Below are 23,052 nucleotides of genomic sequence, written 5' to 3' on the forward strand. Positions count from 1 at the left end.
CATGAAAGCCTACTTAACCGGGCTGCGCCGTCTGTCAAAGCGTTATGAGTACCAGAATAAGACCAGAGATATGACCAGGGAGGGCGGCAGAACATGATTGAATTACTTGTACTGAAAGAGAAACTGAGGGCCTTTTACGGCAAATATGATATGTACGTGGTGCCGGCGATGAAGTTCTTTCTCGCGTTTACCACTTTTTACCTGCTGAATCAGAACATCGGATTTATGGGGAAATTGAAGAATCCCATGGTTCCGCTGCTGCTCGGCGTTATCAGCGCGTTTCTTCCCTATGGGGCCATCACGTTTCTGGCGGCCGTGTTTATGCTGCTTCATCTGTACAGCGTTTCCTTTGAGATGGCGCTGGTGATGCTGATTGTTTTGGTGATTGTGGGAATCCTATATTATGGGTTTCAGCCGGGAGACAGCTATCTGCTGCTTATCACGCCGATTCTGTTCTTTTTAAAGATACCTTACGCGGTTCCTCTGCTGGTGGGACTGTCGGGGAGTCTGGTGTCCGTGATTCCGGTCAGCTGCGGCGTGTTCTTCTTCTATGCCATTCAGTATGTGAAGCAGAATGCCGGGATACTGACCAACGACGCTTCCGTGGACATCACACAGAAGTACGCCCAGGTGATCAAGGCCCTGTTCAACAACCAGCTGATGATGGTGATGATAGCGGCTTTCGCGGTGGGAATTCTGGTTGTCTACGTGATTCGCACCCTGTCCATGGATTATGCCTGGTGGGCGGCGATTATTGCCGGCACGGTAGCCCAGGTGGCGGCCGTGTTTGTGGGAGACTTCATGTTCAATGTCTCCGTTCCCATGGGAGAGCTTCTGTTTGGAGCCGTGGTTTCCGTGGGAGTGGCGGCGATTTATACGTTTTTTGCCTTTGCGGTGGATTACTCCAGGACGGAGTATCTGCAGTATGAGGACGATGATTATCATTATTATGTCAAAGCAGTGCCCAAGATTGTGGTGTCCGCGCCGGATGTGAAGGTGCAGAAGATTAATGCCAGACGGGGGCAGAGAAATATGAGAGATTAACGGGGATACGGCGTTTAGGCCGCGTGTCCGGTAAAGGGAGGTGAAAACATGGCAGACGTTTTAGACACACTTTATAACTGGCTGTCATTTCTGCCCAGAATAACGAAGTCCAATATTCTGGAGATTGCGATTATCGCATTTCTGGTTTATGAGATATTGACCTGGATTAAGACCACCAGGGCATGGACGCTGTTGAAGGGCATCGTGGTAATCTTTGCATTTGCGCTGTTTGCCTATGTTTTCAATCTGTCCACGATTCAGTGGATTCTGGAAAAGACGGCTCTGGTTGCCGCCACGGCTCTGGTGATTATCTTTCAGCCGGAGCTTCGAAAGGCGCTTGAGCAGTTAGGCAGCAAAAACCTGCTGACGGATATTCTTTCCTTCGATGACGGAAAGGTGAATCTGGGCTTCACGGAAAAGACGGTGAACGAGCTGGTGCGGGCCACCTTTGAGATGGCAAAAGTGAAGACGGGAGCGCTGATCGTGATTGAGCGCGGCGTCTCGCTGAAAGAGATTGAGAGAACCGGAATTGAGATTGGCGGCGTGGTGTCAAGCCAGCTGCTCATCAACATTTTTGAACATAATACACCGCTTCACGACGGAGCGGTTGTCATCCGTGGAAACCGGATTGTGGCGGCGACCTGTTATCTGCCGCTGTCCGACAACACGGCGATCAGTAAGGATTTGGGAACCAGGCACAGGGCGGCCATGGGTATCAGCGAGTCGACAGACAGCGTGACCATCGTCGTGTCCGAGGAGACCGGCAGAATATCCGTTGCGGAAAACGGAGTCTTAACCAAGATTAATGATGCCGATACCCTGCGCAAACGGTTGTCAAGACTGGAAAAAGACGAGCAGAGCGGAGGCAGATTTAAGATTTGGAAGGGAAGGCAGAAAGATGAAAGAAAGGCTGACGAACAATCTGGGACTTAAGGTTCTTGCTATCTTTCTGGCATTCTTTTTATGGCTGATTGTATCCAATGTATCCAATCCGGTCAAACAGGATTCCAAAGAGGTAGTAGTCGATATTATAAATAAAGAAGTGTTAGCAGAAAGCAACCTGACATATGAGGTGGTGGGCAAGAGTTCGGTCACGGTCTACTATGACGTGCACACTCTGGACGCCTACAAGATAAGCAGCAGCGATTTCTACGCTTACGCCGATTTGTCGGAGCTGTATGATGTGACCGGCTCCATTCCGGTCAAGATTGATATTGTCAATAACAAGGGCTTAATCAGCGGAACACCCGCCACCAAACCGGGGGTGATTCAGATTAAGACCGAGGAGATACAGGAGAAGCCCTTTGAACTGTGGGTACACAACAAGGCAGGAGCGCCGGCGGATGGCTATGCCACGGGAGAGATTACCCTGACGCCGAGAGTGATTTACGCTACCGGGCCGGTATCCTCCATCGGGCAGATTAACTCCATCGGTGTGGATATCACCATCGATTCCGAGGCCACCGGCGATTACACGGCGACCACGACTCCGGTCTTCTATGACGCCAACGGCAACAGCCTGAATATGGGCAGTGACGTGACGTTAAATACCACGGAGATTACCTACCGGGTGACGGTGCTGAAGGTGAAAGAACTGGGACTTGATTTCCAGGTGCGGGGTAATGTGGCCGACGGCTACCGATTCACCGGTGTGGACTGCGATGTGAAGTCCGTGTCCGTGGAGGGCATGAAATCCGCGCTGGCATCCTTAAGCACCCTGGTGATTCCTTCAGAATATTTAAACCTGGACGGCGCCACCAGTGATGTGGTGGTTCAGGTGAATCTGGCGGAGCTTCTTCCGGAAGAGGTGACGATTGCCGGCAATGAGGAAGTCATGGCCACGGTGACACTGCGGGTGGAACCGCTGGAGATTCGGGGATTCAAGGTGGAGCTTACTGACGCGGAGCTTACGGGAGCTTCCGATGAGCTGAAATACGAGTTTAATGTTGCCAGCGTTCAGGTGGATATTGAGGGCCTGTCCGAGGACCTTGATGCGTTAAATGAGAGGGATTTAAAACCGGTCATTGATGTGAGTCATATGGCAGAGGGCGAGCACAGAGGCACGCTGGCGCTGACGCCGGGACCTGGTTTTGAGGTCATCAACACGGAGGGCTTTGAAATCACGGTGACGGCCAAGGACCCGGCCAACAGCTCCACATCGCCCAATGATGTGACGAAGGATTCCGGAGATTCCACGAAGGAGACAACGAAGGAATCCACAAAGGAAACCACAAAAGCATCCTAGGCAGGTAACAGGACAAACAGTTTAGAGACTATCAAACAGAGACAAAAAGAAATGCGGGGTATGGCGTATGGTCAGTGAAAAAGTAACAATTAAGAATCCGAGCGGTCTTCATTTGAGGCCGGCAGGTATCCTGTGTAATAAGGCAATTATGTTCCAGTCATTAATCACATTCAAGTCAGGCATCAATTCCGTAGCCAACGCCAAGAGCGTGCTCAGCGTGCTGGGAGCCTGTGTGAAATGTGGAGATGAGATAGAGTTCGTCTGTGAGGGAGACGACGAGGTGGAGGCGCTGGCCGCCATGGTTGGGGCTGTGAGAGACGGCCTTGGAGAGTAGGATTTTCAAAAATCAATCATAGAATAAGGAGGAGACGCATTATGTATAAGGGAACTAATGCATCGGCCGGTATCGGCATCGGCAAGGCAGCCATCATCAAGGAAGTGGAGATGGTCATCAAGCCGGACAGAGTGACAGATGGACAGGCAGAGGTAGAGCGGTTTCGAGGGGCGCTTAACGAGACGCTTGCACAGACAGAGAAGATAGCGGCAGAACTGGCAGAGAAGGTGGGAGAGAAGGAAGCGGAGATTATGCAGGGACACCTGATGCTTCTCATGGACCCCATGCTCACAGGCGAGATTGAAAATGCAATCACAGGGGAGAGTGTTTGCAGTGAGTACGCCATTGAGACGGTATGCAATACGTATGCGGACATGTTCGCGTCCATGGACGACGAGCTGATGCAGCAGAGAGCTACCGATATGAAGGATATCAAGACGAGAATGCAGCAGTCTCTTCTGGGGATTAAGGCGGTGGACATCGCTTCCCTTCCGGAGGGCAGTGTGATTGTGGCCAGAGATTTGACCCCGTCTATGACGGCCGGCATCAACCCGGCTCATGTGACCGGTATCGTGACCGAGCTGGGCGGTAAGACCTCCCACAGCGCCATTCTGGCAAGAGCCCTGGAGATTCCGGCGGTTGTTGCGGTGGCCGGGATTCTGGACGAGATTGAGGACGGCGATGAACTGGTATTGGACGGCTCCGAGGGAACCGTGATTGTGAAACCGGACGCTGCCGTTATGGCGGAATATACCGGAAAGAGAGAGGTATTCCTGAAGGAGAAGAAGGAGCTGGAGCAGTACATCGGCAAGCCAACCATCACAAAGGATGGCGTCAGCGTGGAGCTGGTGGCCAACATCGGCAAGCCTGAGGATGTGGAGAAGGTGCTTCAGTATGACGGCGAAGGCGTTGGTTTGTTCCGTACCGAGTTCCTGTTTATGGACCGGAACTTAATGCCGACGGAGAACGAGCAGTTTGAGGCATACAAGAAGGTGGCCGAGGCTCTGAAGGGCAAACCGGTGATTATCCGTACCCTGGATATCGGCGGAGATAAAGAGATTCCTTATCTGGGCCTGGCAAAGGATGAGAACCCATTCCTGGGCTACCGCGCCATCCGGTTCTGTCTGGACAGAAAGGAAGATGTCTATAAACCACAGCTGCGCGCCCTGCTGCGTGCCAGCGCTTTTGGCAACATCAAGATTATGATTCCACTGGTGACCTGCATCGACGAGTACCGGGAGGCGAAAGCCCTCATCGAGGAACTGAAGGCAGAGCTTGACAGCCAGGGAATTGCCTACAACAAAGACATTCAGGTTGGTATCATGGTGGAGACGGCCGCCGCTTCCCTGATTGCGGATATCTTCGCAAAGGAAGTGGACTTCTTCAGCATCGGAACCAACGATTTGACCCAGTACACCATGTCGGTAGACCGTGGCAATGACAAGGTATCCTACCTGTATTCCACCTTCAATCCGGCTGTGCTTCGAAGCATCAAGAGAATCATCTCCTGTGCGAGAGAGGCGGGAATTATGGTGGGCATGTGCGGTGAGGCCGCCAGCGACCCAATGATGATTCCGCTTCTGCTGGCCTTCGGCTTAAACGAGTTCAGTATGAGCGCGTCCGCCATCCTGAAAGCCAGAAAGATGATTACCAGTTACAGTGTCAGCGAACTGCAGGCAGTGGCTGACGAAGCCATGAGTTTTGCCACCACAAAAGAGGTGGAGGACTATATGAGGGCTTTTATTAACCGATAACACAAAGGATAAGATTATGATTGTCTACTTACTCTGCTATGCGGCCAGTTTTTTATTCGCAAGAAGTGAACATTATTACCTGTCAGGTGCGGTGCTGCTTGTGGCTGCCGGTTATCTGTATCTCATGGATTACCGGCGCTCCGGCAATCCCCTGCACCTGCGGGGATTGTTTTCCGCGTTCTGGGTGGGCGGAGAGGGAATTGCCTGTCTGAAGCTGAGTCATCTGCAGACGGACTGGAAGACCATGACCTGGATCTGTTTTCTGCTGGCCTTTCTCTGCTTTTACCTGACCTTCGAGGTGTTTTCCAGGCAGTTTGACGAGCCCCTGGGACTGAAGGAGAGGAGAAGGCGGCGGGAGATGTCTCCCAGACCCCTGTATCACTGCATAATCGGGGTGACGGTTGTCTCCATGGCGGCCTTTGCTTTTGAGGCGGTTGTGCTTGGATATATCCCTCTGCTGGTGCGGGGAGTGCCCCACGCCTACTCGGAATTTCACGTGACGGGAGTCCATTATCTGACGGTATCCTGTGTGCTGGTTCCCAGCTTGGCGGTGCTGTACGCGCTGCTGGGGGGAAGCCGGTACCTGTGGAAGAATGTTCTGGTCGGCGTGATGACGGTGATATCCCTGGCGGTTCCGCTGCTCTGCGTGTCCCGGTTCCAGCTGATTTTTGCGGTGATGCTGGCGTTGTTTACCTACGGCGCGTTCCGGCGGAAGGTGGAGCCGGTATCGATTCTGGCGCTGCTTGTGGTCATGGTTCCGCTGTATCTGCTTCTGACCGTGGCCAGAAGCCATGATGTGGAGTATTTAAACGGTATTTTTGAGATGAAGAACCAGCATATGCCGATCTTTGTCTCACAGCCTTATATCTATATTGCCAACAACTATGAGAATTTTAACTGCCTGGTGGAAGCGCTTCCGGCCCATACCTTCGGTATCCGGATGCTGTTTCCGCTGTGGGCGCTGACAGGGCTCAAGTTCCTGTTCCCCTACCTGACCAGCTTCCCTATCTATGTGGATAAGGCGGAGCTGACCACGGTGACACTGTTTTATGACGCCTACTATGATTTCGGCGTGATTGGAGTGGTACTGTTTGGCTGTCTGCTGGGCTTTGTGGCCTGGCTTCTGGTCAGACAACTGGGACGGATGAGGAACCCTGTGGGATATCTGCTGTACGCCCAGTTTGCGGCGTACATGGTGCTGTCCTTCTTCACTACCTGGTTCAGCAATCCGGCCACCTGGTTTTATCTGGTGGTGACGGGAATCATTGCCTGGCATTGTGGACGGTACCGGGGGTAGACAGGTTCGTTAGACAGGATGATGACAAAGAAGAGTGACCCGAAAGGAGAAACGTGATGATATCGGAGAAGATGAAACCGCTGGTGGAGAACAATTCAGCCATCCGTGCTATGTTTGAGGAAGGGAAGCGCCTGGCCGGGATATACGGGGAGGAGCATGTCTATGATTTCAGTCTGGGCAATCCCAATGTTCCGGCGCCGGAAGCGGTGAAACAGGCCATCTTTGATATTTTAAACCAGGAGGAATCCACGTTTGTCCACGGGTACATGAGCAACGCCGGGTTTGAGGACGTGCGGGAGGCCATTGCGGCTTCGTTAAACCGGCGGTTTGGCACGTCCTTTCACCTGAACAATATTCTGATGACGGTGGGAGCCGCCAGCGGATTGAATGTGATATTAAAGACCATCTTAAATCCTGGGGAACAGGTGGTGGTGTTTGCGCCCTACTTTGTGGAGTACGGCGCCTATGTGAGAAATTATGACGGGGGGCTGGTGGTGGTTCCACCGGATACCGAGACCTTCCAACCCAATCTGGAAGCATTTGCGTCTATGATAGGGGAGAAGACCAGGGCGGTCATCATCAACACGCCCAACAATCCAACCGGCGTCATCTATTCGGAGGAGACTCTGCGCCGGATTGCCGATATTTTATATGCGAAAGAAGAAGAGTACCACACCCAGATTGTGCTTATCTCCGATGAGCCATACCGGGAGCTGGCCTATGACGGTGCGGTGGTGCCTTATGTGACAAAATATTACCGGGATACGGCTGTCTGTTATTCTTACAGCAAATCCCTGTCGTTACCGGGGGAACGTATCGGGTATCTGGTGATACCGGATGAGATGCAGGGGAGTGAGGAACTGTTCTCCGCGGCCTGTATCGCCAACCGGGTGCTGGGGTGTGTCAACGCGCCTTCCCTGATGCAGCGGGTGATTCTGCGCTGTGTGGATGAGAAGACGGATGTGGACGCCTACGACAGGAACCGTAACCTGCTGTACTCCAGCCTGACAGACTATGGATTTACCTGCATCAAACCGGAGGGCGCCTTCTATCTGTTTGTGAAGACGCCGGGGGATGAGGCAGTCTTTTGTGAGACCTGTAAAAAGCATCATGTGCTTGTAGTTCCGGGCAGTTCTTTTGCCTGCCCGGGATATGTGAGGATTGCGTACTGCGTTTCCTATCAGCAGATTGAGCGCTCTCTGCCGGCCTTTCAGGCCATCGCCAAAGAGTGCGGGTTATCAGGTGGTTGTTGACAGCAGTGTTGGAAGGAGGAGATGCCATGAGAGCCTGGGAAGCCAATATCAGAAAGGTTGTGCCCTATGTGCCTGGCGAACAGCCAAAGGGGCAGAATTTAATCAAATTAAACACCAATGAAAATCCCTATCCGCCTGCGCCCGGCGTGGCGAAGGCGCTTCAGGAGATGGACGTGGATGCCCTGCGCAAATATCCGGACCCGGCGGCGACGGCCCTGGTGGACGCGCTGGCGGAGTTTCACGGTCTGAAATCAAATCAGGTTTTTGTGGGTGTGGGCTCCGATGACGTGTTGGGAATGGCCTTCCTGACATTTTTTAATTCCGGGAAACCGGTGCTTTTTCCGGATATCACCTACTCGTTTTATCCGGTGTGGGCGGAGCTTTTTGGAATACCTTACGAGACGCCGGCCCTTGACGGGGAATTCCGGATCAGGAAAGAGGATTATTACCGGGAGAATGGGGGCGTGATTTTCCCGAACCCCAACGCGCCTACCGGGATACTGATGTCCCTGGCGGATGTGGAGGATATCGTTGCCCACAACCAGGATGTGGTGGTGATTGTGGATGAGGCCTACATCGATTTTGGAGGGGAGACGGCGCTGCCGCTGATCGAGACCTACGAGAATCTGCTGGTGGTGCGGACCTTCAGCAAGTCCCGGAACATGGCCGGTGTGCGGATTGGCTATGCCATGGGAAATTCTGCTTTAATAAAAGCGATAAATGATGTAAAATATTCTTATAACTCCTATACCATGAACCTGCCGTCCATTCTGATGGGTGCGGCGGCGGTTAAGGATACCGCGTATTTTGAGAGTACGCTTGCAAAGATTAAAAAGACCAGGGAGGAAGCGGTGGGAAGGCTGGAAGCGCTTGGATTTACCTGTCTGCCCTCCGGCGCCAATTTCCTGTTTGCCACTCACCGGCAGGCGGGGGCGAAAGAGTTATTTGAGGCGTTGAAGGAAAACCGGATATTTGTCCGGTATTTCAACCTTCCGCGGATTGACAATTATCTGAGAATCACCATAGGAACTGACGAGGAGATGGAAGCGCTCTACGGCTTCCTGGACAGATATTTAAACCGATAACCGGTGATGATGGAGATTAGGATATGAATGATGGAAGACGGATTGGAAGAATGATTCTGAATATTGTGATTCCGGTGACCTGTGTGTTTCTGGTCTGTTTTCTGGGACCGAAACTTCTCAAGTTCTTCATGCCATTCGTGATTGGCTGGCTCATTGCCATGATTGCCAATCCGCTGGTCCGTCTGCTGGAGCGCAAGCTTAAGATTGTGCGCAAACACAGCTCGGTGATTATCGTGGTGGTGGTGCTGGCCCTTGTGATTGGGCTGCTGTACCTGGTGATTTCCAGAATCGCCATCGAGACGGTGGAGCTTGTGAAGGATTTACCGCGGATTTATGAGTCGGTGCAGATGGAGGTCCAGGGAGCGTTTGCCAACCTGGGACATCTGGTGTCACGTCTGCCTCAGGGAGTGCAGGATACCATATCCCGCATCAATGAGAACCTGGGCGGCTATGTCAGCGATCTGGTGCAGAAGGTTGCCTTCCCCACGGTGACGGTGGCGGGGAACGTGGCCAAGCGGATACCGGCGGCTCTGGTATATTCGATTGTGGTCATTCTGTCGTCCTACTTCTTTATTGTGGAGCGGGAGCAGATACTCCGGTTCTGGAAGCGGATGGCTCCGGAAGGACTTCTGCGGTATTATGATTTCTTCCGGCAGGATGTGAAGAAGCTGATTGGCGGGTATTTCCTGGCACAGTTTCGGATTATGTTTGTGGTGGCCGGGATTTTGATGGTGGGATTCGTGGTGCTGGGCGTGCCCTATGGGCTGTTGCTGGCGGTACTGATTGCCATTCTGGATTTCCTGCCGCTGTTTGGAACGGGGACGGCCTTGTTTCCATGGGCGTTTGTGAAACTGCTTACGGGAGAGTATCCCTTTGCGGTGGGACTGATTCTTCTGTATGTGCTGACTCAGGTGGTGCGGCAGATTATTCAGCCGAAGATTGTGGGGGATTCTATGGGGCTTCCGCCTCTGATGACCCTGTTGTTTTTGTATCTTGGATTTAAGATTAATGGGATATCCGGCATGATTCTGGCGGTTCCCATTGGGATAATCGGATTAAATTTGTATAAGTACGGAGCTTTTGATTCGTTAATTGAGAATGTCAGACTTCTGGCAGCAGAGATTCAGAGATTTCGCAAACAAGATTAATGGAGAGGTAAGCATGAGAAGATGGGTAGCGGCCTGCCTGGCAGGTGTGATGATAATGGGTTCTGTGACCAGCGCCCAGGCGGCGGAGCCGTGGGCGCTGGAGGACGGAGTATTTATGGCCTCTGATGGGAAAACCATTATTGATGGAGCTCTGGAGAAGGGAATTAGTATTTCGAAGTATCAGAACCGGGCCGGTGATATTAATTGGAAAAAATTGGCATCCCAGGATATTACATTTGCTATGATTCGTCTGGGAGATGCAGATGAGAAAGACCCATTTTTTGATATAAACATGGAAAGTGCGGATTCCCATAGACTTAAAATGGGAGTTGTGTATAGCTCAAAAGCATTGACGAAAGAGAAAATAAAGGCGGAAGCAGCATATGTGCTGGATGAGATTAGGACTTATTCCGTGTCGTATCCGGTGGCGCTGGATGTGGACAGCCAGTATATGATTTCCAAAGGCTTGGAGAAGCAGGAGATTGTAGAAGTGGTCAATGCTTTCTGTAAAGTGATTGAGGATGCAGGGTACAGTACCGTGATTTATGGGGATTATGAGACGTTGACGAAGAGTCTGGATAATGCGCTGATTCCTTATAATATCTGGTATGTACGTTATGGTGTTGGTAACAAATTCAAACATCGGACCATGTGGCAGTGTACTGATTCGGCTAAGGTGGATGGAATTCCCGGTTTTGTCTGTCTGGAGTTCTGTTTCGCGGACTATACGAAGCTGTTTCCTGGAACTGGCTGGAGGAAGATAAATGGAATATGGTATTACTATGAGGAGTATCAGTTGGTGAAGAATACCTCCATAGAGATAGATGGAAAGACATATCGTTTCAACAAGAATGGAGAGATAATTTCAAAGAAATAATAAAAGAGACACTGCAGGATTTGATAATCTTCAAATCACATGCAGTGTCTTTTTTCATTTCACTCATCCGTGGTAATCCGTACCTGCTCACAGGTCTCCCCCACCGGTTCCGGTACCACCTTCTGTCCCACAGGTTTCTTTTTCAGCGGCTTTGGCGCCGTCTTCTGTTTCAAGCCGGGAATCACAGCGTTTTTCAGCTTGATTTTCAAATAGGTTTTGATCACCTTGACGGTCAACAGCACGATGACGATGGGCAGAACCATACACAGAAAGAACTTGATCTTTAACATCAGTTTCTTTCTGCGAATCAGTTTTTTCTCCTTTTCGATTTCGTACCGGATAGTCTGGAGCAGTGTCTGTGGCTGTTTCATATGGTATGGCCTCCTGTTAGTTCTATCATTTCTTCCCTATCAATCACTCATCAGCGCCTTCATGGTGAAGGCGTAAATCTCCTGGCTCTTGCGCTCCCAGTTGCTGCACATGGACTCTGCCTGTTCTCTGTCGGGAACGGATAAGTCCAGGTCGATGAGGGCGGTCTTGCCTTCCCGGACCTCGCAGTGGACGATATAATCCTGGTTGGTGGACTTGTAGTAGTCGGCGACGATGCCAACCTCATCCCGCATGCGGAACCGGTTCTCCTTCAGATACTTGTCCATATCATCGATGATGGCCGGGGAGATGTTCTTCCCGAAAAAGGACAGGGTATCTTCCCCCTCCCTGGTAATCTCATAGCGGGAGGTATTGCGGTTGGATTCCATGTGAATCAGACCGGCTTCCAGCAATTCATTGAGCGCCTGCTGCAAGGTGAAGTAGGTGGTATACTCGTGTTCCAGAAAAAAGTCTGACAGCTGGGAGTTGGTCAGTGGAAAGTTCACCTGTTTTAACATATAGAGATTCATCAGTTTGTAAAGAGTCATAGGTTCGGATAACATGTTTTTCTCTCCATCGACAGTGTTTTCGTGTTTTCTCTCAAATCTAGTTCTATCATACCAACTTTAGTCTGTTAAATCAAGTTCGTTTGTAAAATCCCGGGCAGAAACTTCTTTTGGAACGGTTACTTTGAATTTGACAAAGTGAGAAATGTGTCGAAGTTTGTGCTTTTAAAACCGTGTGAAATATGATAGACTTATATAGATAATGAGCATTGAGACAGGTGTGGTGAAATGAGAGAGCGGATAAACAGACTGGCAAAGGGAATTATAGACACAGAGACACCGATTCTGGTACTTCAGCCCGCCCGGATCGACGAGCCGGTGAGAGCCGGTGAGAAGGTACGGAAGGAGCTTTACGTGACCAGTGAAAATGCCCTGCATATCAAGGGACTGGTCTACTCCTCCAACGCCAGGGTGGTGCTGGTGGGGAGCGCCTTCGGGGGGCTGAGGAATCATATCGGCTACGAGGTGAACAGCAGTTCCCTGGAATACGGGGACGTGATAGAGGGCTCCTTCTACCTGGTGACCAATGCGGGAGAGCGGGAGATACCTTATTCGTTTTCTGTTGAGGCGGGGGATTCCGGACGAATTTTGGAAGAATTGAAGACACCCGGTGATTTTGCAGCACTGGCGGAGGACGATTACGAGCTGGCCCTCCGGCTGTTTGAGTACCAGGATTTTGCCCAGGCGGTGCCGTTTATGCAGGATATGCATATACGGTCTCTTTATGATGGAATCAAAGGCCATGGAAGCCGTCCGGCCCAGCTGGAGGAATTCCTGGTGGCCATGAAGGTGAAGAAACCGGTTCGTCTGCTGGTGCCTGTGGAGACCAAGAGTTACGAGAATCTGGAATCCGCGACGAGGGATACCGTTGAGATCTTTAAGGAGGGCTGGGGCTTTCTGCCGATTACGGTGAAGGCTGTGGGCGATTTTATCCAGCTGTCCAAGAACAGTCTGACCGCCGCCGATTTTGACGGGGATGTGTGCAGGCTGATGTTTCAGATTTCCCCCTCCAGGCTTCACGGAGGGAAGAATTACGGGACAATCACCGTTCGGACCATGACCGACGTGATGACAGTTCCCATCCAGGTGGATATGGGGCGGGAGCGGACCGGCATGGAGCGCCGTCTGACCAACGACCGGTATGGCCGTTATCTGGCCCTCCGGTTTAATTACGAGTGCCATCTCTATGATGACGCCCTTCTGCTGACCCAGATGTTGGAGGAGTTAGACCAGATTGGTCTGGTGTGCGAGCCGGATGACATGCAGCAGCTTCTCATGGCGGAAGCCTATCAGCTGGCCGGACGGACGGACAGAGCTCTTCAGATTCTGGACGAGCGGAGAGCGGGGGTATTGGAGAACCGGCAGAAGCGGCCGGATTTGTACTGCATTCTCCAGTATCTGACCATCAGGGCCAATTCGGAGGCGGCTGACAAGGCGTCTTTTATCCGCCTTCTGCATAAATTTATGGATGAGGGCGTGGGGGAATATCTCCAGTTTTACCTGTTGACCCATCTGGACGCCACGGTGAAGGACAGTCCGGGAGATATGTTCTTTACTATGAAAACGCTGTTTATGAAGGGGTGTCACAGCCCATTTTTATATCTTCAGGCACTGGAGCTGCTGAATGACACGCCGGAGCTGCTATACGGCCTTGGCGGTTTTGAGATTCAGGTGCTGTATCTGGGGGCCAAGAGGAAGCTGGTGGCGGAGGAGGTGGCTGTCCGCGCGGCCAGACTGGCGGCGGCATCCAAGCATTACAACCGCCTGTGCTGTACCATGCTTGGCATGATATACGAGGAGTATCCGCGGATCGAGCTTCTGGAGGCCATCTGTGGCATGATGATACGGGGCGAGAAACGGGGAGCGTCGGACTTTATCTGGTATGAGCGGGCGCTGAAAGCCGGACTCAGCCTGACAAGACTGTATGAGTATTTCTTGTACTCCCTGCCGGATACCTATGACCAGCTTATTCCGAGAGAGGTGCTGCTATACTTTTCCTACGATCACGAGCTGGACCGGCACAGCAAATCCGTTCTCTACCGGAATATTCTGCTGTTTATGAAGACGACGGAGCCGCTGTATAAGGATTATCAGTGGAAAATCGGGGCCTTTGCCACGGAGCAGATTTTTGAGGCCAGGATTAACAGCCGTCTGGCAGTGATCTATGACAGGATGATATACAAGGATATGATTGATTTGCCGGTGGCCAAGGTGCTGCCGGGAATTTTGCGCTCCTACCGCATCAGCTGCCGCAACAAGGAGATGAAGTATGTGGTGGTCTGCTACGAGGAGCTTCTGGAGGAAGGGATTTACCCGTTAAATGACGGCGTTGCCTACGCGCCTCTGTTCACGGATCACAGCCAGATTCTGCTTCAGGATGCCTACGGCAACCGGTTTATGGACGTGCGGTATGTAAAGTCCCGTGTGATGGAGAAGCCGGAGCTGGAGGAGCGGTGCTTTGAGGTGTATCCGGAGCATCCCATGCTTTTATTAAAGGCGTGCCGGGAGGCGGCGGAGAAGGCGGAGCTTCTGGATGACGATGTTCTTCTGATTCAGAAGGCGCTGGCAGAGTTAAAGCTGCATCCCCTCTACAAGAAGGCGCTGATTGCCAGGATGATTGAATATTACGGGGACTGCCTAAAGGAGGACGGCGGGGCGCTGATTGGCATGGACAGCCGGTATCTGCTGACCATCGACCGGGATACCCTGACCAGGGACCAGAGGGCCTGTGTCTGTGAGTCGCTGATCAGCCAGAACTATATCCGGGAAGCCTATGAGATTATCCGGGAATACGGCTATGAGGGCATTGCCCCGGTGCGGCTGTTGAAGCTGTGCACCAGGATGATTCTGGAGAAGCTGTTTGACCAGGATGATCTGCTGCTGAAGCTGGCCTACCAGGTGTTTGAGATGGGCATGGGCGACAGCGTGATTCTGGACTACCTGTGTGAATTTTATAACGGGACCTGCGGACAGATGTTCCAGGTGCTGCAGCAGGCGGCTAAGGAGCATGTGGATACCTATGACATGGAAGAACGGCTGCTGGCCCAGATGATGTTTTCCGACTGTACGGGGATGATGGACAAGGTCTTCACCCTGTATATGGACAAGAAAAAGACAAGCGAGAGCATTGTCAAGGCTTACTTTACGGTGAAGAGCGCCGAGTATTTCCTGCGGGGAGAGCCGGCGGACAATCTGGTGTTTGCCTATCTGGAGGGCGTTGTCAACGGGGCGGAGGACAAGGAAAAGCTGTCCACCATCTATCTGCTGGCGCTGACCAAATATTATTCCGGTTTGACGGAGCTGGATGTGGAGCAGACGAAGCTCTGCCAGGAGATGGTGAACATTCTTCTGGACGGCGGGCTTGTGTTCCCGTACTTTAAAAAGCTGGCGGTTCACGTGCGGATACCGGAGTGGGTGCTTGACAAGGCCATCATCCAGTATGTTGGAAAGAAGGATTCCGGCATCAGTTTACAGATTCGGATACTCCCCGATGAGGAGGAGTTTCATTCCGATGAGATCCGGCGAATCTACCAGGGCGTCTACATCAGACAGAAGGTGCTGTTTGAGGGAGAGAAGCTGGAATACCGGATTTATGAGCAGCAGGGAGAAAAACAGGTTCTCGTGGAGGAGGGCGAAGTCACATGTGATGTGAAGGAGTTCCAGAAAGAGGGAAGCCGTTTCGCCTGCTTAAATGAGATGACATTGTGTCTGAAGCTTCGGGAAGAGGAGGGGCTGAAGACCCATATGCGGGATTATTTGACGAAGACCGCGTCAGTGGAAGCGCTTTTTGAGCTGATGTAGCCGCAGAATCGGATGCGGCTGTGTGGGAAAGGTGCATTCGATTGGTGTGGTGTCGATTGGACAAAGGGGACTTGAAATGGATGGACTGATAATCGGACTTGATTTGTGTGATTCCTACACCCAGATAAGCTGTGGGGGGCAGGAGGACGCCTGGACTTATCCGACCATAATCTGCAAGAAAAAGGAATCGGACGACTGGTATATCGGCGAGGAAGCATACCGCCTGGCCCTGGAGGGCGAGGGCGTGATTGTGGATAAGCTGCTCCAGTTTGTGAAGAAGGATGGGATTTCCACCATCGGCGGCACCAGGTATGAGAGCCTGGAGCTGTTACAGCGCTTTTTGGAGAAGGCATTGGAGGACGCCAAGGAGAAGCTGTGGGAGGACAAGATAAGCCAGCTGTGCATCACCCTGCCCAAGGTGGATGCCAGATTGATGGACGTTTTGATGTACTGTGGCGATTATCTGGGAGTGCCAAGGGAGAATGTCCATATCATCAGCCACACGGAGGCGTTTGCCTACTATGTGCTGAGCCAGAAGAAGGACGTCTGGAACAACCAGGTGGGAATGTTTGATTTGACGGAGGAGAGCCTCTGTTATTATGAGATGAAGGTGCAGCGGGGACTGCGCCAGACCACGGTGGTGGCGGAGCGGGAGAAGCTGGAGGAAGGGTTTAACCTGGATATCTTAAAGACGGCTTCCGGCATGCGCCTGGCGGACAAGATTCTGCTGGCCTGCGGGGAGCGGCTGATGCAGAAGAAGCTGTATTCGTCGGTCTTCCTCACCGGCAAGGGATTTGAGAGCCAGGACTGGGCCACGGATTTTATGAAAATGGTGTGTACCCGCAGAAAGGTTTTTGTGGATTCGACGCTGTTTTCCAAGGGGGCCTGTTACCGGGCGGCGGACTGCGCCAGGGAGAAGACCTCCTACCCGTTTGTCTTTGTCTGTGACGGCCGGCTGAATGCCACGGTGTCCGTGAAGGCGGTCCACCGGGAGAAGGAGACCCAGCTGGTGCTGGCGGCGGCGGGGGACAGCTGGTATGAGGCGAAGACCACCGTGGACTTCATTGTGGACAACCAGAGGGAGATTGAATTTCTGGTGACGCCCATAGACCCGAAGAAAAAGAAGACGTTAAAACTGAGTCTGGACGGATTCCCGGAGCGGGGAGACAAGACGCTGCGGATTCAGGTGAATATCGGATTTCTCGATGAGAACACCATGGTGATTGTGGTGAAGGACAAGGGCTTTGGGGAGCTGTTCCCGGCCACGGACGCCATGATAAGGGAAGAGGTTATGCTATGAGTTTGTTACTATGCAGGCAGGAGCGGGTGAAGCATCCGTTTTATATCGAGAACCTGGGGCTGAACATCTACTCGTCCCAGGAGCTTTGCTATGTGCTTTACCACCATCCGCTTCTGGGGCTGGACGGATTTATCGACTCCGCCCTTCTCGATTTTCTGAGAAATGAACTGGATTTGGGATTTACGGCCCTGAAGCTGGAGCGGTGGCTGCGCAGTGAGGAGAACCCGGACGAAGCCCTGATTATCCTGCTTCAGGAGTGTGATTATTACAGTGTGGTGGAGATTAACCGGTTCCGCCAGAAGATAACCGCCCTTCGGAAAATGCCTCCGGCAGAGTTTGCCAAGGAGAAGGCGGATTATCTGTTTGGGTTAAAACAGTATGGCAAGGCCATCAACATTTACCAGGATATTCTGGATGTAGCGGGAGAGGCAAGGATTGACGAGCGGTTCCTGGGACGGGTGTGGTATAATTTGGGCTCGGCTTACGCCAGAGTATTCCGGTTTGACAAGGCTGTGGAGGCGCTGGAGCAGGCGTATGAGTTTTTGAAGGAGCAGAGTGTGATAGAAAAGCTCTACCATCTGACCCAGTTCGATTCCGGCATCACGCTGCACGAGAAGTACCGGTCCCTTATCTCGGAGGAGGAGAAAGCCAGATGGACCGAGAAGTTTGAGGAGGCCAGGGATTTATCCGAGCACACCGAGGAATTGGAGGAGCTGGACGAGCTGTTTGCCAAGGATTCCATCAAACGGATGGAGGGAGCGGCGGCTATGGTGAAGGCCTGGAAGAGGGAGTACCGCAGTATGGCATGACGGTCTGTGGGAATTCCGTACTTGACAAACCGGCGGGGAGCCAGTATCATATTAGAATAGTAATAAGCAAACAAGGAAAAGGTTGGGAAGAAGAGGAGTACATCGAACACCCTGTCAGAGAGAACCGTCCATCGGCTGGAAGGCGGTTTGAGGAAGTGGAGATGGAAGGTAGCTTCGGAACCGGGATGGGGAAATGGCGGAAACACCGCCACACAGTAGTCATCCACGCCTCGTCAGCGTTATGGGACGGTAGAGATGTACGGGAAACTGTTTTTACAGAAAGCAGATTCATATTCCGTATAACCAAAGGTGGTACCGCGTAATCACGCCCTTTGCATGGATGACATGTAGAGGGCTTTTTTTATACAGTGAAAACTGCGGTGCCGGCAATCGGACAGAAGGAGGGTGCAGAGTTTGAAAAAACAGAGTCAGACCAGCTGTGAATCATGTGGGAATTACGTCTATGACGAGGAGTACGGTTACTACGTGTGCGAGGCGGATTTGGACGAGGATGAGATGGCCGGCTTTCTGGGCAGCCAGAGCTTCCAGTGCCCTTACTACCAGCTGGACGATGAATACCGCATTGTGCGGAAACAGATGTAATTAAAATGCAAAAGGAGATAAACAGCAGATGAAAGAGTTGGAGAAGAATTATAACCCCTCGGAAATCGAGGACAAGCTGTATCAGAAATGGCTTCAAAATCACTATTTTCACGCGGAGCCAAACCCGGACAAGAAACCGTTTACTATCGTGATGCCGCCGCCAAACATCACTGGCCAGCTTCACATGGGCCATGCCCTGGACAACACCATGCAGGACATCCTGACCCGCTTCAAGCGGATGCAGGGCTATGAGGCGCTGTGGCAGCCGGGAACCGACCACGCGGCTATCGCCACGGAGGTGAAGGTAATTGAGAGCCTGAAAAAGCAGGGCCTTGATAAAGACCAGCTGGGAAGAGACGGCTTCCTGGAAAAATGCTGGGACTGGCGGAAGGAATATGGCGGCAAGATTATCAACCAGCTGCACAAGCTGGGCTCCTCCGCGGACTGGGACAGAGAGCGGTTCACCATGGACGAGGGCTGCTCCGACGCGGTTCTGGAGGTATTTATCAAGCTGTATGAAAAAGGCTATATCTATAAGGGCTCCAGAATCATCAACTGGTGTCCGGTGTGCCAGACCTCTATCTCCGACGCGGAGGTGGAGCACCAGGAGCAGGACGGCTTCTTCTGGCATATCAATTACCCCATCGTGGGGGAAGAGGGGCGGTTTGTGGAGATTGCCACCACAAGACCGGAGACGCTGCTTGGCGATACGGCCGTGGCGGTGAACCCGGAGGATGAGCGCTACCAGGATTTGATTGGGAAAATGCTGAAGCTGCCGCTGACAGACCGTGAAATCCCGGTTGTGGCAGACCCGTATGTGGACAAGGAGTTTGGAACCGGCTGCGTGAAAATCACCCCGGCTCACGACCCCAACGACTTCGAGGTGGGCAAGCGCCACAATCTGCCGGAGCTGACCATCATGCACGACGACGCCACCATTGACCTGCCGGGCAGCAAGTACGACGGCATGGAGCGCTACGAGGCCAGAAAGGCCATGGTGGAGGATTTGAAGGAGCAGGGACTGCTGGTGAAGATCGTTCCCCACTCCCACAACGTGGGAACCCACGACCGCTGCAAGACCACCGTGGAGCCGATGATTAAGCAGCAGTGGTTTGTGAAGATGGATGAGATGGCGAAGCCGGCCATCGAGGCGTTAAAGAGCGGAGAGCTGAAATTTGTGCCGGAGAGCTTTGGAAAGACCTATCTCCACTGGCTGGAAAATATCCGCGACTGGTGTATCTCCAGACAGCTGTGGTGGGGCCACCGGATTCCGGCCTACTACTGCGAGGATTGCGGGGAAATCGTGGTTTCCAGACAGCAGCCGGAGAAGTGTCCAAAGTGCGGCTGCACCCATTTGAAACAGGATGAGGACACCCTGGATACCTGGTTCTCCTCCGCCCTGTGGCCGTTCTCCACGCTTGGATGGCCGAAGCAGACCAGGGATTTGGAGTATTTCTATCCCACGGACGTGCTGGTGACCGGATACGACATTATCTTCTTCTGGGTCATCCGTATGGTGTTCTCCGGTATCGAGCAGACCGGAAAGACGCCGTTCCACACCGTGTTAATCCACGGCCTTGTGCGGGATTCCGAGGGGCGGAAGATGAGCAAGTCCTTGGGCAACGGCATCGACCCGCTGGAAGTCATTGACAAGTACGGCGCCGACGCCCTGCGCATGACCCTGATTACCGGAAATGCACCCGGCAACGACATGCGTTTCTACTGGGAGCGTGTGGAGGCCAGCCGGAATTTTGCCAACAAGGTATGGAACGCGTCCCGTTTCATCATGATGAATATCGAGAAAGCCCCGAATACGGAGGTTTCCCTGGACGACTTAACCATGGCGGACCGCTGGATTCTGTCCAAGGCCAACACCCTGGCGAAGGATGTAACCGAGAACCTGGACAAATATGAGCTGGGCATCGCCCTCCAGAAGGTGTATGACTTCGTTTGGGAGGAATTCTGCGACTGGTATATCGAGATGGTGAAGCCGAGACTGTGGGCCGAGGAGGATACCAGTAAGGCGGCTGCCATCTGGACGCTGAAAACCGTGCTGATTCAGTCCTTAAAACTGCTGCACCCCTACATTCCGTTTATCACCGAGGAGATATTCTGCAACCTTCAGGAGGAAGAGGAATCCATCATGATTTCGTCCTGGCCGGAGTACCGGGAGAAGTGGAGCTTCAAGGAGGAAGAGCAGGCGGTGGAGACTATCAAGGAGGCAGTGAGGGCCATCCGAAATGTCCGCACTTCCATGAATGTGCCGCCGAGCAAGAAGGCGAAGGTTTATGTGGTATCGGAAAATCAGGAGCTGCTTCAGATCTTTGAGCACAGCCGGGTATTCTTTGCCACTCTGGGATACGCCAGCGAGGTATCCCTTCAGGCGGACAAGACAGGCATCGCCGATGACGCCGTATCCGCTGTGATTCCCCAGGCTGCCATCTATATGCCGTTTGCGGAACTGGTGGATATCTCAAAGGAGATTGAGCGGTTGACGAAGGAGGAGGAGCGTCTGGCAAAAGAGCTGGCCCGTGTGGACGGCATGCTGGCCAACGAGCGGTTCGTCAGCAAGGCTCCGGAAGCCAAGATACAGGAGGAGCGGGATAAACGTGAGAAGTACGCCCAGATGATGGAGCAGGTACAGGCCCGTTTAAGCCAGCTTCGATAACAGCCAAAAGGGAAGAGGACGATAAGACGCCTCTTCCCTTTGTGATAATAATTCGGTAATATTCGGATAAAAATATGGTGATAAAGTAGAATCCCGTCAATTTTTGCGAAAGAAACAGGTTGCATAATGCGTCACATATATTATAATGAATGAGAATGGGTTACTTATGATAAGCATCTCCAAAGAGAGGAGCGGGCGTATGATGAGCATTGTGGAAGAATACCTGGAACAAATCCCCATGTGGGCGACAAAGAAGAATTCTCTGGCGGATATCCGCGCGTACATGGAGGCGCTGGGCAATCCGGACGATACCATGAAGATTGTGCATGTGGCGGGGACCAACGGGAAGGGCTCGGTCTGTGCATTTCTGACATCGGTGCTGACGGAAGCAGGCTATACGGTGGGTACCTTTGTATCCCCCCATCTGGAGGAGACAAGAGAGCGTTTTCTGTTTAACGGGGAGATGGTGGGCCTCAAGGAGTACGAGAGCGCCTTTCACAAGGTGAAGAAACTTTCCGAGACCATGGAGCAGAAGGGCTATGCGCCCCCCACCTACTTTGAATTCCTGTTTTACATGTCCATGGTGATCAATGCCTCCTTAAGGCCGGATTTTGTGATTCTGGAGACCGGACTTGGCGGCAGGCTGGATGTGACAAATGTAATCCGCCACCCGGTGGCGGTGATTATCACCTCGGTGAGCATGGACCATATGGAATATCTGGGCAATACCATCGAGGAGATAGCCTGGGAGAAGGCAGGCATTATGAAGCCAGGGGCCCCGGTGATTTATGATGACAACTACCCGGAGGTCTCCGCTGTGATTAAGAAGCGTGCAAAGGAGCTGGGATGCCGCGTCTATCCGGTGTCCAGAATGGATTATTCCGTCATGGAACGGGGGGAAGAATATACCAGAATTTCCGTCAGAAATGCCGACGGCGGCCAGCTGGTGCTGGACGTTCCGTCCATTGCGGATTATCAGCTGATGAATGTGGTAGTGGCGATTCAGGCCATTGGAATTATGCGGAAATGTATGTCCTGCTATATTGCTTCCAGTGATATCATGGTGGGCATCCGCCGCAGCTACTGGCCGGGACGGATGGAACAGGTGCTGCCGGGGATTTACCTGGATGGCGCCCACAATACGGGCGGCATTGACGCCCTGATTCAGACCATCATCATGCTGGAGCGGGAGACGGGTAAGAAGGTTCACCTGCTGTTCGCGGCGGTGTCGGACAAGGAATACGGCCGGATGATACGGAAACTGAGCGAAGAGGTGGCACTGGCCAGCGTTTCCATTGCGAAGCTGAAGACGGAGCGGGGGATGGAGCCGGAGGTGCTGGCGGAGGAATTCAGGAAACTGACCGACTGCCCGGTGGAGACCTACTCCTCGGCGGAGGAAGCATTTTCCCATGTGCTGTCGGTGAAAAAAGACGATTTTGCCTTCTGTGTAGGTTCCCTGTATTTAATTGGAGAGATTAAACAAATACTGTCGAGGAGAAAAGAACATGATTGATTTTGAGGAAGAGCTGGACAAGTATAAGCCCAGTCTGGAGATTGAAGCGGTGGAGGATGCCATCGTAAAGAGCGACTTGACCGATATGACGGATATCATGATGGAACTGATTAAAGAGAGAAAAGAATAGGAAGCACAGTATGGATTATGTGACAAAATGCCATCGGATAGCCAACAGTTATTACAACCAGGGGCTGGAGAAGGCAGGAATACGCGATTTGACCGGGGCGGTCGTCTGCTTGAAGAAGAGCGTCCATTACAATAAATATCATATCGATGCCAGGAATCTGCTGGGCCTTATCTACTATGAGATGGGAGAGGTGGCCCAGGCGCTGGTGCAATGGGTGATCAGCAGTAATTTTCAGCCATCCAAGAACCGGGCGACT

Annotated in this window: 20 protein-coding genes and 1 pseudogene; 19 read left to right on the forward strand and 2 right to left on the reverse strand. The window is 52.4% G+C overall.

Annotation, left to right across the window (positions count from 1 at the left end; all coding sequences use genetic code 11):
• Positions 1–93 precede the first annotated feature (93 nt).
• The 10 genes from HMPREF9473_RS09945 to HMPREF9473_RS09990 all read left to right on the forward strand — a co-directional run bounded on the left by HMPREF9473_RS09945 (position 94) and on the right by HMPREF9473_RS09990 (position 11,037).
• Positions 94–1,044 carry a hypothetical protein gene (locus HMPREF9473_RS09945; RefSeq protein WP_006779970.1) on the forward strand — a complete coding sequence of 317 codons (951 nt, stop codon included), beginning with the start codon at positions 94–96 and terminating at the stop codon, positions 1,042–1,044.
• A 48-nt stretch (positions 1,045–1,092) separates the two neighbouring features.
• Complete coding sequence (cdaA, locus tag HMPREF9473_RS09950; protein WP_006779971.1) at positions 1,093–1,977, forward strand: diadenylate cyclase CdaA; 885 nt, start codon at positions 1,093–1,095, stop codon at positions 1,975–1,977.
• Positions 1,943–3,289, forward strand: coding sequence for a CdaR family protein (locus HMPREF9473_RS09955; protein ID WP_006779972.1), 1,347 nt, complete (start codon positions 1,943–1,945; stop codon positions 3,287–3,289). The genes cdaA and HMPREF9473_RS09955 overlap by 35 nt, the downstream gene beginning before the upstream one ends.
• Positions 3,290–3,356: 67 nt before the next feature.
• Positions 3,357–3,623, forward strand: coding sequence for an HPr family phosphocarrier protein (locus HMPREF9473_RS09960; protein WP_006779973.1), 267 nt, complete (start codon positions 3,357–3,359; stop codon positions 3,621–3,623).
• Positions 3,624–3,664: 41 nt separating this feature from the next.
• Entirely contained in the window at positions 3,665–5,377 is a 1,713-nt protein-coding gene (gene ptsP, locus HMPREF9473_RS09965; RefSeq protein ID WP_006779974.1) for a phosphoenolpyruvate--protein phosphotransferase, read from the forward strand.
• A gap of 16 nt (positions 5,378–5,393) precedes the next feature.
• Positions 5,394–6,674: an O-antigen polymerase gene (locus tag HMPREF9473_RS09970; RefSeq protein WP_006779975.1), complete on the forward strand. Its 1,281-nt coding sequence runs from the start codon at positions 5,394–5,396 to the stop codon at positions 6,672–6,674.
• Between the two features lie 56 nt (positions 6,675–6,730).
• Entirely contained in the window at positions 6,731–7,927 is a 1,197-nt protein-coding gene (locus tag HMPREF9473_RS09975) for a pyridoxal phosphate-dependent aminotransferase (RefSeq protein ID WP_006779976.1), read from the forward strand.
• 26 nt (positions 7,928–7,953) lie between these two features.
• Positions 7,954–9,012: a histidinol-phosphate transaminase gene (gene hisC, locus HMPREF9473_RS09980; RefSeq protein ID WP_006779977.1), complete on the forward strand. Its 1,059-nt coding sequence runs from the start codon at positions 7,954–7,956 to the stop codon at positions 9,010–9,012.
• Between the two features lie 23 nt (positions 9,013–9,035).
• The gene (gene ytvI / locus HMPREF9473_RS09985) at positions 9,036–10,160 is read left to right on the forward strand and encodes a sporulation integral membrane protein YtvI (RefSeq protein ID WP_006779978.1); all 1,125 of its coding nucleotides are present in this window, start codon (positions 9,036–9,038) and stop codon (positions 10,158–10,160) included.
• Positions 10,161–10,173: 13 nt separating this feature from the next.
• Positions 10,174–11,037, forward strand: coding sequence for a GH25 family lysozyme (locus HMPREF9473_RS09990; protein WP_006779979.1), 864 nt, complete (start codon positions 10,174–10,176; stop codon positions 11,035–11,037).
• Positions 11,038–11,096: 59 nt separating this feature from the next.
• On the opposite strand, the gene HMPREF9473_RS26150 is transcribed toward HMPREF9473_RS09990, so the two are convergent.
• Positions 11,097–11,408, reverse strand: a complete 312-nt coding sequence (locus tag HMPREF9473_RS26150) for a hypothetical protein (RefSeq protein ID WP_006779980.1) — start codon at positions 11,406–11,408, stop codon at positions 11,097–11,099.
• A gap of 39 nt (positions 11,409–11,447) precedes the next feature.
• Positions 11,448–11,969: a DUF4364 family protein gene (locus HMPREF9473_RS10000; protein ID WP_006779981.1), complete on the reverse strand. Its 522-nt coding sequence runs from the start codon at positions 11,967–11,969 to the stop codon at positions 11,448–11,450.
• A 231-nt stretch (positions 11,970–12,200) separates the two neighbouring features.
• Here HMPREF9473_RS10000 and HMPREF9473_RS10005 point away from each other — a divergent pair, with 231 nt between their 5' ends.
• The 9 genes and pseudogenes from HMPREF9473_RS10005 to HMPREF9473_RS10040 form a co-directional block, all read left to right on the forward strand.
• On the forward strand, positions 12,201–15,773 hold the full coding sequence (locus HMPREF9473_RS10005) for a DUF5717 family protein (protein ID WP_006779982.1): 3,573 nt from the start codon (positions 12,201–12,203) through the stop codon (positions 15,771–15,773).
• Between the two features lie 76 nt (positions 15,774–15,849).
• Entirely contained in the window at positions 15,850–17,073 is a 1,224-nt protein-coding gene (locus HMPREF9473_RS10010; RefSeq protein ID WP_034858224.1) for a DUF5716 family protein, read from the forward strand.
• A complete protein-coding gene (locus HMPREF9473_RS10015; RefSeq protein ID WP_006779984.1) occupies positions 17,070–17,882 on the forward strand; it encodes a tetratricopeptide repeat protein in 813 nt (270 codons plus the stop codon). Before HMPREF9473_RS10010 ends, HMPREF9473_RS10015 begins: the two co-directional genes overlap by 4 nt.
• Positions 17,879–18,205, forward strand: coding sequence for a hypothetical protein (locus tag HMPREF9473_RS28730; protein WP_034858228.1), 327 nt, complete (start codon positions 17,879–17,881; stop codon positions 18,203–18,205). Before HMPREF9473_RS10015 ends, HMPREF9473_RS28730 begins: the two co-directional genes overlap by 4 nt.
• Before the next feature lie 91 nt (positions 18,206–18,296).
• Positions 18,297–18,485 (forward strand): DUF6472 family protein, encoded by a 189-nt coding sequence (locus HMPREF9473_RS10025; RefSeq protein ID WP_006779985.1) that lies wholly within the window; start codon positions 18,297–18,299, stop codon positions 18,483–18,485.
• Positions 18,486–18,513: 28 nt separating this feature from the next.
• The gene (locus HMPREF9473_RS10030) at positions 18,514–21,153 is read left to right on the forward strand and encodes a valine--tRNA ligase (RefSeq protein WP_006779986.1); all 2,640 of its coding nucleotides are present in this window, start codon (positions 18,514–18,516) and stop codon (positions 21,151–21,153) included.
• Between the two features lie 199 nt (positions 21,154–21,352).
• The gene (locus HMPREF9473_RS10035; protein ID WP_006779987.1) at positions 21,353–22,666 is read left to right on the forward strand and encodes a bifunctional folylpolyglutamate synthase/dihydrofolate synthase; all 1,314 of its coding nucleotides are present in this window, start codon (positions 21,353–21,355) and stop codon (positions 22,664–22,666) included.
• On the forward strand, positions 22,659–22,796 hold the full coding sequence (locus HMPREF9473_RS27685) for a hypothetical protein (protein ID WP_006779988.1): 138 nt from the start codon (positions 22,659–22,661) through the stop codon (positions 22,794–22,796). The genes HMPREF9473_RS10035 and HMPREF9473_RS27685 overlap by 8 nt, the downstream gene beginning before the upstream one ends.
• A gap of 10 nt (positions 22,797–22,806) precedes the next feature.
• Positions 22,807–23,052, forward strand: a pseudogene (locus tag HMPREF9473_RS10040) (tetratricopeptide repeat protein); the annotation flags it as partial.

The organism is Hungatella hathewayi WAL-18680, from assembly GCF_000235505.1.
Taxonomy (GTDB): Bacteria; Bacillota; Clostridia; order Lachnospirales; family Lachnospiraceae; genus Hungatella_A; species Hungatella_A hathewayi_A.

Coding starts and splice junctions, on each gene's coding strand:
- HMPREF9473_RS09945 (WP_006779970.1), top strand. CDS start 94: ATGATTGAATTACTTGTACTGAAAGAGAAACTGAGGGCCTTTTACGGC.
- cdaA (WP_006779971.1), top strand. CDS start 1,093: ATGGCAGACGTTTTAGACACACTTTATAACTGGCTGTCATTTCTGCCC.
- HMPREF9473_RS09955 (WP_006779972.1), top strand. CDS start 1,943: ATGAAAGAAAGGCTGACGAACAATCTGGGACTTAAGGTTCTTGCTATC.
- HMPREF9473_RS09960 (WP_006779973.1), top strand. CDS start 3,357: ATGGTCAGTGAAAAAGTAACAATTAAGAATCCGAGCGGTCTTCATTTG.
- ptsP (WP_006779974.1), top strand. CDS start 3,665: ATGTATAAGGGAACTAATGCATCGGCCGGTATCGGCATCGGCAAGGCA.
- HMPREF9473_RS09970 (WP_006779975.1), top strand. CDS start 5,394: ATGATTGTCTACTTACTCTGCTATGCGGCCAGTTTTTTATTCGCAAGA.
- HMPREF9473_RS09975 (WP_006779976.1), top strand. CDS start 6,731: ATGATATCGGAGAAGATGAAACCGCTGGTGGAGAACAATTCAGCCATC.
- hisC (WP_006779977.1), top strand. CDS start 7,954: ATGAGAGCCTGGGAAGCCAATATCAGAAAGGTTGTGCCCTATGTGCCT.
- ytvI (WP_006779978.1), top strand. CDS start 9,036: ATGAATGATGGAAGACGGATTGGAAGAATGATTCTGAATATTGTGATT.
- HMPREF9473_RS09990 (WP_006779979.1), top strand. CDS start 10,174: ATGAGAAGATGGGTAGCGGCCTGCCTGGCAGGTGTGATGATAATGGGT.
- HMPREF9473_RS26150 (WP_006779980.1), bottom strand. CDS start 11,408: ATGAAACAGCCACAGACACTGCTCCAGACTATCCGGTACGAAATCGAA.
- HMPREF9473_RS10000 (WP_006779981.1), bottom strand. CDS start 11,969: ATGTTATCCGAACCTATGACTCTTTACAAACTGATGAATCTCTATATG.
- HMPREF9473_RS10005 (WP_006779982.1), top strand. CDS start 12,201: ATGAGAGAGCGGATAAACAGACTGGCAAAGGGAATTATAGACACAGAG.
- HMPREF9473_RS10010 (WP_034858224.1), top strand. CDS start 15,850: ATGGATGGACTGATAATCGGACTTGATTTGTGTGATTCCTACACCCAG.
- HMPREF9473_RS10015 (WP_006779984.1), top strand. CDS start 17,070: ATGAGTTTGTTACTATGCAGGCAGGAGCGGGTGAAGCATCCGTTTTAT.
- HMPREF9473_RS28730 (WP_034858228.1), top strand. CDS start 17,879: ATGACGGTCTGTGGGAATTCCGTACTTGACAAACCGGCGGGGAGCCAG.
- HMPREF9473_RS10030 (WP_006779986.1), top strand. CDS start 18,514: ATGAAAGAGTTGGAGAAGAATTATAACCCCTCGGAAATCGAGGACAAG.
- HMPREF9473_RS10035 (WP_006779987.1), top strand. CDS start 21,353: ATGATGAGCATTGTGGAAGAATACCTGGAACAAATCCCCATGTGGGCG.
- HMPREF9473_RS27685 (WP_006779988.1), top strand. CDS start 22,659: ATGATTGATTTTGAGGAAGAGCTGGACAAGTATAAGCCCAGTCTGGAG.